Source organism: Acinetobacter sp. UBA5934, from assembly GCF_002430855.1.
Classification (GTDB): domain Bacteria; phylum Pseudomonadota; class Gammaproteobacteria; order Pseudomonadales; family Moraxellaceae; genus Acinetobacter.
In genome coordinates this window covers 16,857-31,289 of the sequence record NZ_DJDC01000041.1, presented here as the reverse complement: position 1 = coordinate 31,289, position 14,433 = coordinate 16,857, and the positions used below count along the sequence as shown (strand labels likewise).

Sequence of the window (14,433 nt, the reverse complement as noted above, 5' to 3'; positions counted from 1 at the left end):
TCACTATATTATTAAATTCATCTTAGGATGGTCGTTTAATTTGAGGCGAGTATGGAACAGGATCGTTTAATACCGCAGTATGCATTGATTGCGAAGCAGTTACTCAGAATTTCTGAAAATCTCAATGATATTTTGCAAGATCAGCTCAATATTATTGGAGATCTGAATGCGCAAAATATGTTTCGTATTGATCAGGAGCAGCATACTGTACAGGTCGCTAATGGAATGTTTCAGTTGCAATTTTATGCACCTGAGTCAGCAGTAAAACATATTTTGCACTGTGATTTTACTTATCAGGGTCAAAAAGCAGAATTACTAGAAGAATTTATCCTGCATGACCTGTACTTTCTCACCAATGATTTAAAGCCGCAACACTCTCTGTATTTGCGTCAGAAAGCCCAGCAGCTGCGACAGCTCTTACTTGATCAGGTCTATTTATGGGTACATGGCGCCGAGCGGGTAAGAAATTATTTGAACAATCTTTCCTTGTCTGAAGCTGAAATTATTGATCAGCTGATGATCAAGGGAAATATTTATTCCTGTGCTGTTTTGACAGATTGTGTGGTGAATAAAAAGGTATTGCCTGAAGCGATTATTCACCTGTTGCAAGAGATTTGTTCCATTCAAAGGGTTTTGGGAGATGAATTTTTACCCTTGCAGCCTTTAATGGAAGCACTGGACGAGTTTTGTTTTAGTGCAGCACAGTATTTACCTGCGGCCATGTACCGCATTATGGCACTTTCATTTGAAGAGCGTTTTAACTTGCATGCATTAATGGAACATCAGGATGATATCCATTTGCTCTATCGGCATGCCCAGGAACAACCGGCTTTACTTGGCTTTATCCGTTTAATGCGGCGTGAATTGTGGCAGCGTGATGATTTACTTTCAAAACAAAATTTTCTAGACCCGCGGTCGGTAGTCTGGCAAAAGAAAGTTGCAAAATTGCCCTTGTTTGATTATCCGCGTGCCGCAAACTGGCTGTTTAAACAATCTGCCGAGGTATTGGATTGGCTGAGTCGCAATATCCAGCAGAGCAGCGTGCGGATTGCAGTCACGGCGCTAAGTTTTATTGATAGCAGTCAGGTTCACCCTCAGGTTATTTTGGCCACTTTACAATACTTTCAGCATTGTTCTGCACGTATGTTTATTCATAGCTGTCACTATTTTGCCATGCAGGAAGCCTGGTTTGAGCATGAACATAATCATACGGTGATACTTAAAGGTCAGCGCCAGGCGCTGGATGACCACCGTATTGCCATTAGTCCTTCCATTTTATATCTGGATGAATGGATGGAATTGATGCGCAATGTCAGCAAGGGCAACGAGCAAACAGTCAAAAAAATCTATTTGCGCCTAAGCCGGGTCATGCAGACCTATATGTTATATCTGCACAAAATAACCCAAGAGTTTGGTGATGATTTAATGGCGTATATCCGGCCGGAAACCCATCAAAATCGCGAATTTTATACGGTATTGCAGCGCTATAAAATGCAGCTGGACGAGTTTCGGCAAATCTTTTATCTGCGTGGCCGTAATATCCGGGTATCGGTATTTGATTCCTATGTGCGCGATTATCTGGTTGAGTTTTTTAAGGATAATCAGTCGATATCGAAAAGCACCACATGGATCGGGTTTTATCATCAGGCAGCAGATTGGCATAATCACATTCAGAAGCAGGAAATTATCAGTCAGCTAAGGTCAAATTATGCAGCTTCGGTATGGCAACCCTTAATGCCGGAAAAAATTATGCACTTTTCCTGCTGGAGCTTTGAAGAACTGGCAGACCTGGACCGGATTATTGAAGAATCGCAAAAATGCCAAAATTGTCTGGCAGCCAGTTATGCACAGCGGATTATTGACAGAGAGTATGTGGCATTCCATATGGCCTCGCAAACCGGCAAGCTGCATATGACTTTAGGTTGTCATCTGCGAGAAGGTCAACTGATCTATGACCAGCTGGAATATCCGCACAATAGAAAAACCGAATACCTTTTTGTAAATATCGCACTGCAATTTATCTCCTGGTTAAACACGGAGTTTGCGCCATTTAAGTGACGGTTGATGTCGCTAAACTTTTTTCTAGGCTTAACTTTTGGGAAAAAAATCGGTAGGCTATAGCCGTTAATTTACGGTTATAGGTCTTATGAAACAAGAAACTGCACTCAAGCTTTTAAAAGCGGGCGAAAATGTCTTTTTAACAGGTTCGGCTGGTGCGGGGAAAACCTATACTCTTAATCAATACATCAATTATTTGAAAGCGCGTAAAGTACCGGTTGCCATTACTGCATCTACAGGGATTGCAGCAACGCATATGAATGGCATGACCATTCATACCTGGGCGTGCATTGGAATTAAAGATTTTTTGGGCGACGCTGACCTGAAAAACATGAAAGAGCGCAAATACCTCAAAGAGCATTTAGAAAATGCCCAGGTATTGATTATTGATGAAATTTCCATGCTGCATGCCAAGCAGCTGAATCTGGTCAATCAAGTTTTAAAATATTTTAAAGAAAGTGATGAAGCCTTTGGCGGCATTCAGGTCATTGTCGCAGGCGATTTTTTCCAGTTGCCGCCAGTGGGTAAAAACGACGAACGCAATCGCGATAAATTCTGCTTTATGTCTGATGCCTGGGTCGAAGCAAAATTCCGGGTCTGTTATCTGACTGAACAGCATCGTCAAGGTAACGATTATTTAAACGACATTTTAAATGCCATTCGTAGCCAAAGTATTACGGCCCAACATCTTCAAGCGTTGGAACAAACCCGCCAGCAAGATGTAGGCGAAACCTTTACCCGTTTATATACCCACAATATGGATGTGGATAGCATCAACTTTAAGCATCTGAATGCGATTGATGCTGAAAGCAAACAGTTTGACGCAATCTGTGATGGTAATGACAAGCTGATTGAAACCTTGAAATCTTCGGTGCGTGCGCCTGAAAACCTGACTTTAAAGAAAAATGCCAAAGTCATGTTTGTCAAAAATAACTTTGATATGGGTTACATTAACGGCAGTTTGGGCGAGGTCATTGGCTTTGAAGAAGATAATGAACATGGCATTTTACCGAAAGTAAAATTGACTGATGGTACGGTGTTGGTGGTGGAGCCTGAAACCTGGTCGGTAGATAATGATGCCGGTAAAACCATTGCCAGTTTTCAGCAAATTCCGTTACGTTTAGCTTGGGCGATTACCATTCATAAGTCACAAGGGATGACACTGGAAGCGGCTGAAATTAATCTGGCAAATACTTTTGAAAAAGGTCAGGGCTATGTGGCGCTATCACGTTTAAAAGCTTTAGGTGGCTTGAAACTTTTAGGCATGAATACTCAGGCGCTGGAACTGGATAGTCTGGCGATCAAGGCCGATCGACGTTTTCAGGAATTGTCAGAAGAAGCGGAAAATCATTTTCAGCTGATTGATTTAACGCCACAACATAAAGCATTTATCCGTCATTGTGGTGGTACCTTGAATGAAACAGAAATTCAGCGTAATGAAAAGAAAATAGCAAAAAGTGCTGGCAAAACCAATTATGCCACCGCCACACTGGATGAAACCCGTGAACTGTTTGAAGAAGGTTATGAAATTCAGGATATTGCTGTTGAGCGCGGTTTAACGCCTGCAACTATTATTAATCATTTGGCAAAATTGCATAAAGAGCAGGGTCTGGATATTTCAGTGGCTCATCCCGGCGATGAAGTGGTGGAGCAGGTACGTAAAATTTATAAACGCTTGATGAAACGAAAAAGTCCTGAAAACTTTAGTGAAGATGGTGCAATCAAGCTGAGACCGATTGTAGAAGCGACCAGTCCACGTATGGGATATGATCAGGTGCGTTTGGCGCTACTTTTTGTTGAATAAGCCTTAATAAGTTAATTAAAAAAGGACATCAATAGATGTCCTTTTTATTTTAAATTTTACTGATAAATAAATGTTTAGAGCTTTACAAGCAAAGTTTTAAACTTTAAAAATGTTTTCAATTTGATATATGTCCCATTATAAGAAGAAATCTTTCTCTAGTATTAAGTTTGAGAAAAAAGATAAGTTTAATAGATGATGTGATGAGTGAGTCATTAGAGAAATAAGAATCTAAGGAACTTTAAATTGAATTTTAAAGTAGAATAAAAATTAATACTTTGCGTTGAAAAAAGAATTTGTTATGTTGTTTTGGAATAACAATAGTTTGGATCAGTTTTAAAGTTGAAAAAATAGGATGATTTTTTCATTAGCTTAAAATAAAAAAAATTAAAAGGAAATATATGAAACAGTATCAGAGAGCAGCTCTTGCTTTGGTGGTGGCCAAGCTGGAGTTTGGTAATCATAAATCAAACATTTATGATTGCCATGAAAGTGCCTATCCTCAAATCAGCGGCAACGTAAATACGCATGAAGCAAAACTTTATGATTATCAGCGATCAGCAATTTTTGAGGGGCGACATACCGGGCGGGAATTTAATCTGTATGATTATGGTCATGCTGAATTTATCAGTTTAAAAAAGAAAGGCATAAAAAAATACGAAGGTTATCATTATGGTAACTCAAGTTATTATGAAATCACCATTTCCGGTTCGACCATAAGCCTGTATGACTTTAGCACAGAGCAATATTATAACTTTACCTGATTGATCATAACTTTGATGACACATAATTAGCCTTTATAAAACAACTATCTTTGCTTTGCTATTTTTAAAATCGATAGCATGTTTCTATTGATTATGCAGCTTCAGCTTTCAATTCTTTACCCACTTCCTTCGCCATTTTAACCAAAGCTATCGTCACCGTTTTAGTTTCAGTTCATTCTTGTATTTTCAAACCAAAGTCTGGAATTATTTCTAATTGTACGCATCAGAATGCTGTCATAAAATCAGAAATCGCCTACACCTAAAAGAAAGCCCTATATCAATTTGAGCTGGCCAATTGCGAGCTGCAACCGCTTGAGCTTTTATTAAAAATTTGGTTGGCGTGATTTCATCTTTTCAGTAGTTTTCTTACGCACACTTAAATGCACGTTTTCCTCTTATATGTGGATGGCCCAAAATATGGGAAGTCATAGCCATGAGGTTGTCCTAAATGAAGATTATTTCGGTTGAAAACATCGTCAAATCAAACAAAACATGAAAAAAAATAATTAATTTAATGTTAAGATGAGATAAATTCATTTACTAATCTATTTATTTCTCATCACCTAGGGCACAGATCGGTGGCTTGTGTGATTGGATAACGATGTTTGTGGTCTTTGCTCATGTTAGAAATTCGTCATCTCAAAACTTTAACTGCATTACGTGAACATGGTTCACTGGTGGCTGCAGCCAATGATCTTTGTTTAACACCATCTGCCATTTCTCATCAACTGAAAGAACTGGATCACTGGTATGGGATAGAGGTGGTGAATCGTCGTAGTCGCCCGGTGACTTTTTCTAACGTGGGACAGCGTTTGCTCAAATTGGCTGATGATGTACTCCCACAGATCCAGATTACCCAATCCGATATTACCCGTATTGTGCATGGCCAGACGGGGCGTATCATTTTCTCGTCAGAATGTCATAGCTGTTTTGACTGGTTAATGCCGCTGCTCAATCAATATCGTCATTTGTATCCGGATGTAGACCTGGATTTTGCTTCAGGTTTTGAAGCCAATCCGCATGAACTGCTGCAAAATGCGGAATTTGACCTGTTGATTACCGCGGATCCTATTGCGTTAAAAGGCATCGAATATTTCCCAATTTTTGAATATGAATCCCGTCTGGTTTTATCCAATACCCATCCGCTGGTTCGTGCAGAACGTATTACCGTGCAAGAGTTGGCTGAGGAAACCTTGATTACTTATCCGGTGGATAAGCACCGTTTAGACATCATGGCGAAATTGTTTATTCCGGCAAATATTCAACCCAAGCACGTACGCACGACGGATTTAACTCAAATGTTGATTCAGCTGGTGGCTAGTGGACGGGGGATTGCAGCACTTCCAGACTGGGTGGTGAATGAATATGAGCAAAAAGGCTGGGTCACTTCATGCCGTTTAGATTGTGTTTCTGCTACAGGTTTACGCCGTACTTTGTATGCAGGGTATCGAACCGATGAGAAAGAAAAAAGTTACTTTGAAGGTTTCTTAAAGCAATTGGCTAAATTTTCGCAAAAGCGTAATCAGTATTATTCTGCTTAAAAAATCGTGCTTGAATTTAATATAGGATCAATGTTTTACAGGGAATTTTTTCATGATCCGAGTCAATCGCGGATTAATTTTTATCAACTCTTAGCTTATCTAAATCAAAGATAAATAAAAGTTTTTATTCTTGCTAGGCTAGCGCTGAATTCGCCGAAGGAGAAGGGTTGTGAGTTCCGCGCATTGGCTTAGCAAAGAATTATGGATTATTGCAGCAGGATTTGTCGCTGCCATGCATGTCGGCAAGTTGCCACCTGCGGTTCCTGTCCTGCAAGCCGAGTTAGGCATCAGCTTAGTGTAAGCCGGTTTTTTATTGTCCGTTGTTCAAGTTGCAGGCATGTGTATGGCACTCGTGCTGGGCAGTTATACCGCTAAAATAGGCTTAAAACGCTGTGTCTTATTCGGATTAAGTTTGCTCGCTATCGCCAGTTTTAGCGGTGGTTTTGTGCAGGAATTCCTGGTGTTGCTGGCACTGCGTGTGGTCGAAGGTTTCGGATTTTTACTGATTACCTTAAGTGGACCTGCTTTTATCCGCCAACTGGTTCCGGTTGAGCAGTTACAAGCCAAGATGGGGCTATGGAGCGCCTATATGGGAGGCGGAATGGGAATAGGCTTACTGTGTACGCCATTCCTGATCAATAGTATAGGCTGGCAAGGCGTCTGGATGTGTTTCGGGGGACTATCATTTGCTTTGGCAGCTGTGATTTATAGGGTTATTCCCGCAGTGAAGACTCATACCCAGTCGGTTGCAATATTTGATTTAATTAAACTGACTTTGAAACATCCTCCAGCCTGGATTCTGGCCGCTATTTTTGGTGTATATGCCGGACAATGGTTGAGTCAGGTCGGTTTTTTGCCCAGTATTTATCAGCAAAATCAAATTTCTTTAGCCGTAGCCGGTGCCTTAACGGCAATTGTAGCGATAGCCAATGCCGTTGGCACCTTTGTATGTGGCTTACTGTTACAGCGTGGTTTTCGGCCTCAAACTTTAGTCCAAACCGGTTTTACCACTTTAATGGTCTGTGCCCTGAGCTTTTATCTGTTACGCGAATTTTTGCCCTTTGGTCTGCAATTTATATTGGTTTTGAGCTTTTCATTATTTGGTGGTTTAGTCGCAGTGGTCGTGTTTTCTCAGGTGTTAAATTTTCCCGCAAAGCCCATTGCCATTACCCCTACAATCGGGCTAGTCCTGCAATTTTCGGCCACCTCGCAATTCCTGTTACCGCCTTTGATTGCCTCAATTGTACTGGCTACAGGTGGATGGATATGGGTGGGAATTTTAATGGCAGCCCTGTCTCTGATTGGGATGCTTTTAACCAGAATTTTATTTCGAAAAGCTGCATAAATCGTGCAGATCAAGCCTGCCAAGCGTCAGTTGTCAGGCTTAAGATTAAAAATTCAAGAATGACCGATAAACAAAGTCAATATTCCGGCAGCGATCAAAGGACCGACCGGAACACCGCGTAATACCGCAACACCTGCTACTGTTCCAATCAGCAAACCTGCAACTACATCCGGTTGATTGCTCATCAGTTTGACTCCGCGTCCACCGAGCCATGCGACCAGTATGCCAATTGCAATGGCCAGTAAGGATTTCCAGCTCATAAAGGATTTTAAAATGGCATCTCCCGGAATTTTGCCACTAGCAATCGGCGTGAGAACGCCAATAGTTAAAATAATAATGCCAATATTTAAACCATGCTGTTGTAGGTAAGGAAGATATTCACTCAGCGGAGTTATGCGAAAAACAATTAAAACTCCAGCGGCAATCGTGACTGCACTATTATGGCTAAAGATACCGCAGGCCAATAACACCAGCAGCACAATCAGGTTTAAATCTAGATGGGACATTATTCACAAGGGAGAGGGTTAGCAATAATTACTATTGTATAAGGTTTTTAACTCAGATTGATCTAAAAGCAAAGTGAACAATAAAATTAGGCTGCATTTCAGTATAGAATGCGCATTTCATGATAGTAAAAGGGTTGATCTATGTTGTTGGAAAAAATGTTGCAATCGCAGGGTTTTGGTTCGCGTAAACATTGCCAGCAGCTGATTAAAAATGGTGCTATCACCATTCAGGATGAGGTCATCACCAACCCGAAGCATAAACTGAATTTAAATGGACTTCATTTTTCTGTCTATGGTGAAACTTTTGAATATCGGGAAAAGGTTTATATCGCCTTAAACAAGCCGCAAGGTTATGAGTGTTCACATCAGGCTACCCATCATTTTAGTGTGTTTGATTTATTTGATGATGTGCTGATGAACCGGGGCCTGCAATGTGTTGGCCGACTGGATCAGGACACCAGCGGGCTATTATTGTTGACAGATGACGGACAGTTTCTGCAAGCGCTGACGCATCCTAAAAAACATGTGGCCAAAGTCTATCGCATGCACACAGCTGATCCTGTGACGACAGAGCAAATTCAGCAGTTAGAGCAGGGTGTGGAATTGCGAAATGAATCAGGTGTTTTTGCAGCCACAGATATTATGTTGCTATCAGAAAATGAATTACAGTTTGCTATTCATCAGGGTGTCTATCATCAGGTGAAGCGAATGCTGGCTGCAGTGGGCAATAAAGTGGAACAATTGCATCGTCAGCAAATTGGGGCTTTGACACTGGACAATTTACAGCAGGGACAATGGATTTATCTCAGCGCAGCAGAAGTAGAATTAGCTAAGACTCGAATGACGCTTTAATCGTTATCTGAGGAAGCAATGATAGATTTGGAATTCGGTATCTTTGACGAAACCCATTTGCTCATAAAGCTGATGGGAGTGATAATTATTTTTTTGTGTCTGTAAGCTAATGCGTTGCGCATTTTCATGACGTGCAAATAAAATCGCGGTATCTATGAGCTGTTTGGCAGAACCCTGGCGACGATAAGCTGGGGTGACGTACACGTCATCCAGAATATAATAGATAGAACAAGCCACTGAAGAAAAACCTAAATACAGCAAAATAAAACCGGTGAAAACATCATCTTTCACATGAATAAAAATAACGCTTTCCTGATTTTCAAAACGTTGTTTTAAGAATTGATAAGATAAATTCAGATTGGAAGATGCACCATAAAATTGGCGATATTCATCAAATAAAACGGCAAGGGGATGTAAATCTTCTAAAGTTGCGCGTCTTACAATCATACGATACTCCATGCCTTTTTATTGTCTTTGCATGAAGCATACCTAAGTTTATTTAAGATTTTTTCAAAATTTTGTTTGTAAATGCAACACTGTTAAGTTTTGTCACTTTCGCCCAAAATGGCATTCAGTTCTTCAAACAAGTCCAAATGATCATCGTCTAGAGCAAATTCCTGATCCATATTCATGGCTTGATCAACTGGCAAATTCAATTCTGTCTGCTGCTGTTTTAATTTACGGATTCTATTCAGTTGATCAAGGTTAATATTTTGATTTTCAATAGAAAATGGAATAGATTTTGTTAAAACAACTTGTTTAAAAAACAGTCGAACTGCTTGTGCTGGGGTAATGCCCAATTGTTTAAACACTGCGAAAGCATGTTTTTTTTCTTGGGAATCAAGTCGTATTTGATAAACTTCGGTTTTTCTCATGATTTTTTAAATACGTCTAATTACTTAACTTTTCAGCATTTATTTTAATCAAATTGAATGCAATTTCAATATTCATACACTCGATTTACCAAAATATTTTGTAATGACAAGCATATTACAATGTCAGGTCGAAATGAGATGAGAATCTCATCGGTTGTCCGCTAACTGGATCAGTAAATGCAATATGCTTGGCGAGTAGCTGAAGTGGTGCAGAAAAATCATCTTCCCTTTTATGTTGTACCACGGGGTAAAAGGGATCATTTTTAATGGCAATGCCCAGACTGTTTAAATGCACGCGCAGTTGATGCTGCTTGCCGGTGGTTGGTTTGAGTTCATATTTTGCCCATACTGCATCATGTTCGAGTAAATCAATTTCTGTTTCACTATTTACCTGTCCATTAACCACTTGCATGGTATAGAACGGCTGTCCTTTTTCCATTCGACAACGTGTATAGCAAGGAAATGTTAAATCGGCATGAAATGGTGCAATAGCGTGATAGGTTTTTTTGACCTCACGTTTGGCAAACATCTCCTGATAAACTGCCCGTGTAGATACCTGTTTAGAAAATAAAACCACACCAGCAGTTTCGCGGTCTAAACGATGAATCGGCGTTAAACATTCATTTCCGGTCTGTTTTTTTAATCGTACCAGCAGCGTCTCTTGCACATATTGGCCGGTCGGGCTGATGGTTAAAAAATGTGGTTTGTCGATCACCAGCAAATGTTCATTTTCAAACAAAACTTCATGTTCAAAAGGGACAGGTATTTCATGGGCCAAAAATCGGTAATAGAACACATGACTATTTTCAATATAGGGCGCATGTGCTGTTAAGACATTGCCCGATGCATCATAAATTAAACCATCCGCAAAACGTTGTTGCCATTCAGCAGATTCAATATGTGGAAATTGCTGACACAGATATTGATAGACACTGTTCGGCGTAGGCGCGGTTTTAGGCAGAAAAACTTTACTTGCGCTTACGCCATCAATCATGGGTGGAATAAATTCAGTGCTGGTCATGTGCTTTGTCGTAGATCAATCTGTTGTGCATGGAAATCAATGCGATTTAAAATGAAATGTAGTAAAAGTTACACATTTAGAAGGCTGAGCATGGGCAATAAAGCGGTGCGATGCTATCATAATTGTTCTTTGGAATCATGTCGTGAGTAATATGCAGTATTCATTTAATTTGGCTTTAAACAATGAAGAGGATACCCAAAATTTAGCACAGGTTTTGGCGCAGCATTTTACTACAGGTGTAATGTATCTAATTGGCGATTTAGGGGCAGGTAAAACCACACTAACACGCTATTTTTTGCAAAGTTTAGGTCATCAAGGGGCGGTTAAAAGCCCGACTTATACTTTGGTTGAACCGTATAATATTCAAGGTAAAGATATCTTTCATTTTGATTTATACCGCTTAAATGACCCTTATGAACTTGAACTGATGGGTATCCGTGATTATCTGGAAACCCCGAATGCACTATTTTTGTTTGAATGGCCTTCCAAAGGTGGTGATGAAATTCCCCAGCCTGACCTGATTATCAACATTGAAAAGTCTGAAGATGAGCTGACGCGTACAGCAAGTTTAAGTTTCTCGTCAGCCGCATTAAACCAAGCATTAGAGAGTCATTTTAACAATGCGTGATGATTTAAGCGAACGTCGTATTCATACCCTGAATCCTGCACTGGCGAACCAGATTGCCGCAGGTGAGGTGATTGAACGTCCTGCATCTGTGGTCAAAGAGCTGCTGGAGAACTCGATTGATGCAGGTGCGACCGAGCTGATCATCCGGGTGGAACAGGGCGGCAGTACGCTGATTGAAATCATTGATAATGGCCGAGGCATTCATTATGAGGATTTGCCACTGGCCGTGATGCGTCATGCGACCAGTAAGATTCAAACGGCTGAAGAGCTGCATGCGATTACCAGCTTGGGCTTTCGTGGTGAAGCCTTGGCCTCGATTGCTGCGGTTTCACGTTTAACTTTATGCAGCAGTCAAAACGATGACGGGGTTGGCTATCAGGTTGAGGTAAACGGAACCGCTTTTGATCATCAGGAAATTCAAGCTGTTGCAGCGCGAAAAGGCACTCATATTCGGGTGCAGGATTTATTCTTTAATGTGCCGGCACGTCGCAAGTTCTTAAAAAAACAGGGCACTGAATTTGGGCATATTGAAGAAGTCGTTCGCCGTCTGGCCTTAACTCATTTTGATATCCGTTTCGTTTTAGAACATAACGATAATATTCGCTTGAATTTGCCGGTTGCTGATAGCGGGGAGCTGCGTTTTCAGCGTGTACAGCAACTGTTGGGTCGACAATTTACCGAAAATGCGTACTGGATCGATGCTGACAGTATCAACATGCGCTTATCGGGATGGTTGGGGCATCCTTCTGATGCGCGTGCGCAGGCTGATTTGCAATATGTTTATGTGAACGGGCGGATTGTAAAAGACAAGACCATCTCACATGCCTTGCGTATGGCTTATGATGGCATTTTGCATGGTCATCAGCATCCGGCTTATTTGCTGTTTTTAGAGGTTGATCCTGAAAATATTGATGTCAATGTACATCCCACCAAACACGAAATCCGTTTTTTAAATCAGCGTGAAGTACATGAATTTGTACGTCATTTTGCTAAAGAAAAGCTGTCTCAATTTCAAACCGCTACCGCTGAACTGGCTTCAGCAATGAAAACAGATGAAACAAACCAAATTGCACCTGCACAGTCGCAACCTCGTTATCAAGAACAATTTCAACTGCATAAAGCGATAGATGCGTATACGCCGCAACCGGAAGCACAAATTTCTACAGATTTACTCAGTGATTTTAATGCCAGCAGTCCGCAAACGATGCACTATGCTGCATCGCCGTCGCAAGGTCGCTATAACGGCTCACAGCAGCTAAATAATGCTTTGCAAAGCTATTTGGCGCCATTACGTGAATCAACATCATCGATCGCAGATGCAGCGTTGAATCAATTTGAACAAAGTACAGTTACTCACGTCGATGAACATCCACTCGGTATTGCGATTGCGCAACTGCATGGTATTTATATTCTGGCGCAAAACACTGAAGGCCTGATTATTGTCGATATGCATGCCGCGCATGAACGCATTGTATTACAGCAAATGAAAGCTGCATGGGACAAGCCTGAATTCTGGACATCGCAGCAACTGCTGATTCCTAAAGTAATTAGTATTAGCCGTATGCAGGCCATGCGGGTGGATGAGCTGAAAGACCAGCTGGCGCGTCTGGGTCTGGAAATTGACCAGTATGGCGATGAACAGGTGATTGTGCGTGGTGTGCCCGCTATTTTACACAAGGCGGATTTTGCAGCTTTGGTGCCTGAATTGCTGAATGATTTAGATCCGAGTGATGAAGCGCGGGGATTGCTGCAAAAGCGTGACCAGATTTTAGCAGGCATGGCTTGTCATGGCGCAGTTCGTGCGCACCGTATTTTAAGTCTTTCAGAAATGAATGCTTTACTGCGCCAAATGGAACAGACCGAATTTGCCAGTCAGTGTAATCATGGTCGCCCAACCTGGCGTGCATTTCCACTTTCACAATTAGATAAACTTTTTGCTCGAGGAGAGTAGTTGTACATGTCAAATCAATTGCCGGTCATCAATTTAATGGGACCAACTGCAAGTGGTAAAACCGCTTTGGCATGTGAGCTGTATGAGCAAGGCCATTTTGAGCTGATCTCTGTCGATTCTGCGCTGGTTTATCAAGATATGGACATTGGTACCGCTAAACCGACCAAAGACGAACAGGCACGCTATCCGCACCATCTGATCGATATTATCACCCCTCTGGAAGTGTATTCGGCAGCACAGTTTGTAGAAGATGCCTGCGTGCTAATTGATGATATTCATGCACGTGGTAAAACCCCTATTCTGGTAGGTGGTACTATGCTGTATTTCAAAGCTTTATTGGAAGGATTATCGAGTAATTTACCGAGTGCAGACTATGCGGTACGTGCTGAAATTGAAGCGAAAGCCGAGCAACAGGGTTGGCAGGCCGTTTATGAAGAATTATGTGTGGTAGATCCCTTAGCCGGGCAGAAATTTAAAGTCAGCGATAAACAACGCATTATCCGTGCTTTAGAAGTATTTAAGCTGACTGGACAGCCAATTACAAAACTACAAGCTGAACAACCAAAAAATGTACCATACCGTTACACATTTCATAATCATGCTTTATTGCCTGATCGTGTAGAATTACATAAGCGTATCGAATTGCGCCTAAAAACTATGTGGGATATCGGATTTTTACATGAAGTAGAAGGACTGATTGAAAAATACGATTTAAATGATAATTTACCTTCCATGCGCTCAGTTGGCTATCGACAAGCTCTAGAATTTATACAAAAAAGTGACCAAAGTGTCGAAAAACAACGAGAAATGGAGGATAAGTCTTTATTCGCAACACGACAACTGGCAAAACGTCAATATACATGGTTAAGATCTTTGCAAGAATCGCATAAATTTAAAACATATTTGACGGTCAAGCAGGCCCAAGAAGACTTGCGAAAGTGTTACGGATAAAGCAAAATTTAGTAACTATCTTTTTTATAATTTTTATTGAGAAATAAAGATAGTTTTTTGCGCTGATTTTAATTTTTTTGGAGTTATAACATGTCTAAAGGTCAAACTTTACAAGATCCGTTCTTAAATTCTCTCCGTAA

The 14,433-nt window shown here is 40.9% G+C and carries 14 protein-coding genes; 10 read left to right on the top strand and 4 right to left on the bottom strand.

Annotated features, from left to right (window positions below; all coding sequences use genetic code 11):
* Nucleotides 1–51: 51 nt before the first annotated feature.
* The 6 genes from B2Y23_RS03070 (at nt 52) to B2Y23_RS03045 (ending at nt 7,509) form a co-directional block, all read left to right on the top strand.
* Nucleotides 52–2,058: a hypothetical protein gene (locus B2Y23_RS03070; RefSeq protein ID WP_291368952.1), complete on the top strand. Its 2,007-nt coding sequence runs from the start codon at nt 52–54 to the stop codon at nt 2,056–2,058.
* Nucleotides 2,059–2,146: 88 nt separating this feature from the next.
* A complete protein-coding gene (locus B2Y23_RS03065) occupies nt 2,147–3,862 on the top strand; it encodes an AAA family ATPase (protein ID WP_291368950.1) in 1,716 nt (571 codons plus the stop codon).
* Nucleotides 3,863–4,260: 398 nt separating this feature from the next.
* Nucleotides 4,261–4,623, top strand: a complete 363-nt coding sequence (locus tag B2Y23_RS03060; RefSeq protein ID WP_291356789.1) for a hypothetical protein — start codon at nt 4,261–4,263, stop codon at nt 4,621–4,623.
* 620 nt (nt 4,624–5,243) lie between these two features.
* A complete protein-coding gene (locus tag B2Y23_RS03055; RefSeq protein ID WP_291368948.1) occupies nt 5,244–6,164 on the top strand; it encodes a LysR family transcriptional regulator in 921 nt (306 codons plus the stop codon).
* 169 nt (nt 6,165–6,333) lie between these two features.
* Nucleotides 6,334–6,465: a hypothetical protein gene (locus B2Y23_RS03050; RefSeq protein ID WP_291368946.1), complete on the top strand. Its 132-nt coding sequence runs from the start codon at nt 6,334–6,336 to the stop codon at nt 6,463–6,465.
* Nucleotides 6,466–6,477: 12 nt separating this feature from the next.
* Complete coding sequence (locus B2Y23_RS03045; RefSeq protein ID WP_291368944.1) at nt 6,478–7,509, top strand: CynX/NimT family MFS transporter; 1,032 nt, start codon at nt 6,478–6,480, stop codon at nt 7,507–7,509.
* Between the two features lie 53 nt (nt 7,510–7,562).
* Here the strand turns inward: B2Y23_RS03045 and B2Y23_RS03040 are convergent, their stop codons facing one another.
* Nucleotides 7,563–8,015, bottom strand: coding sequence for a DUF441 domain-containing protein (locus B2Y23_RS03040; RefSeq protein WP_409449756.1), 453 nt, complete (start codon nt 8,013–8,015; stop codon nt 7,563–7,565).
* A 141-nt stretch (nt 8,016–8,156) separates the two neighbouring features.
* On the opposite strand from B2Y23_RS03040, the gene B2Y23_RS03035 reads away from it, so the two are divergent.
* Nucleotides 8,157–8,867: a pseudouridine synthase gene (locus B2Y23_RS03035; RefSeq protein WP_291368942.1), complete on the top strand. Its 711-nt coding sequence runs from the start codon at nt 8,157–8,159 to the stop codon at nt 8,865–8,867.
* Between the two features lie 3 nt (nt 8,868–8,870).
* Here the strand turns inward: B2Y23_RS03035 and B2Y23_RS03030 are convergent, their stop codons facing one another.
* The 3 genes from B2Y23_RS03030 to B2Y23_RS03020 all read right to left on the bottom strand — a co-directional run bounded on the left by B2Y23_RS03030 (nt 8,871) and on the right by B2Y23_RS03020 (nt 10,763).
* Nucleotides 8,871–9,314, bottom strand: coding sequence for a GNAT family N-acetyltransferase (locus B2Y23_RS03030; RefSeq protein ID WP_291368940.1), 444 nt, complete (start codon nt 9,312–9,314; stop codon nt 8,871–8,873).
* Nucleotides 9,315–9,406: 92 nt separating this feature from the next.
* A complete protein-coding gene (locus B2Y23_RS03025) occupies nt 9,407–9,742 on the bottom strand; it encodes a type II toxin-antitoxin system RelB/DinJ family antitoxin (RefSeq protein WP_291368938.1) in 336 nt (111 codons plus the stop codon).
* Between the two features lie 115 nt (nt 9,743–9,857).
* The gene (locus tag B2Y23_RS03020) at nt 9,858–10,763 is read right to left on the bottom strand and encodes an RluA family pseudouridine synthase (RefSeq protein WP_291368936.1); all 906 of its coding nucleotides are present in this window, start codon (nt 10,761–10,763) and stop codon (nt 9,858–9,860) included.
* 151 nt (nt 10,764–10,914) lie between these two features.
* Between B2Y23_RS03020 and tsaE the strand changes: the two genes are divergently transcribed.
* From tsaE to miaA, 3 genes are read left to right on the top strand one after another with little or no spacing between them, the layout of a single operon-like run.
* Nucleotides 10,915–11,391, top strand: a complete 477-nt coding sequence (gene tsaE / locus B2Y23_RS03015; RefSeq protein WP_291356942.1) for a tRNA (adenosine(37)-N6)-threonylcarbamoyltransferase complex ATPase subunit type 1 TsaE — start codon at nt 10,915–10,917, stop codon at nt 11,389–11,391.
* Nucleotides 11,384–13,342, top strand: coding sequence for a DNA mismatch repair endonuclease MutL (gene mutL, locus B2Y23_RS03010; protein ID WP_291368934.1), 1,959 nt, complete (start codon nt 11,384–11,386; stop codon nt 13,340–13,342). The genes tsaE and mutL overlap by 8 nt, the downstream gene beginning before the upstream one ends.
* 6 nt (nt 13,343–13,348) lie before the next feature.
* Entirely contained in the window at nt 13,349–14,293 is a 945-nt protein-coding gene (gene miaA, locus B2Y23_RS03005; protein WP_291368932.1) for a tRNA (adenosine(37)-N6)-dimethylallyltransferase MiaA, read from the top strand.
* Nucleotides 14,294–14,433: the final 140 nt, after the last annotated feature.

Bases quoted from the DNA above. Each gene is read 5' to 3' on its own strand.
- B2Y23_RS03070 (WP_291368952.1), top strand. From the start codon at position 52: ATGGAACAGGATCGTTTAATACCGCAGTATGCATTGATTGCGAAGCAG.
- B2Y23_RS03065 (WP_291368950.1), top strand. From the start codon at position 2,147: ATGAAACAAGAAACTGCACTCAAGCTTTTAAAAGCGGGCGAAAATGTC.
- B2Y23_RS03060 (WP_291356789.1), top strand. From the start codon at position 4,261: ATGAAACAGTATCAGAGAGCAGCTCTTGCTTTGGTGGTGGCCAAGCTG.
- B2Y23_RS03055 (WP_291368948.1), top strand. From the start codon at position 5,244: ATGTTAGAAATTCGTCATCTCAAAACTTTAACTGCATTACGTGAACAT.
- B2Y23_RS03040 (WP_409449756.1), bottom strand. From the start codon at position 8,015: ATGTCCCATCTAGATTTAAACCTGATTGTGCTGCTGGTGTTATTGGCC.
- B2Y23_RS03035 (WP_291368942.1), top strand. From the start codon at position 8,157: ATGTTGTTGGAAAAAATGTTGCAATCGCAGGGTTTTGGTTCGCGTAAA.
- B2Y23_RS03030 (WP_291368940.1), bottom strand. From the start codon at position 9,314: ATGATTGTAAGACGCGCAACTTTAGAAGATTTACATCCCCTTGCCGTT.
- B2Y23_RS03025 (WP_291368938.1), bottom strand. From the start codon at position 9,742: ATGAGAAAAACCGAAGTTTATCAAATACGACTTGATTCCCAAGAAAAA.
- B2Y23_RS03020 (WP_291368936.1), bottom strand. From the start codon at position 10,763: ATGACCAGCACTGAATTTATTCCACCCATGATTGATGGCGTAAGCGCA.
- tsaE (WP_291356942.1), top strand. From the start codon at position 10,915: ATGCAGTATTCATTTAATTTGGCTTTAAACAATGAAGAGGATACCCAA.
- mutL (WP_291368934.1), top strand. From the start codon at position 11,384: ATGCGTGATGATTTAAGCGAACGTCGTATTCATACCCTGAATCCTGCA.
- miaA (WP_291368932.1), top strand. From the start codon at position 13,349: ATGTCAAATCAATTGCCGGTCATCAATTTAATGGGACCAACTGCAAGT.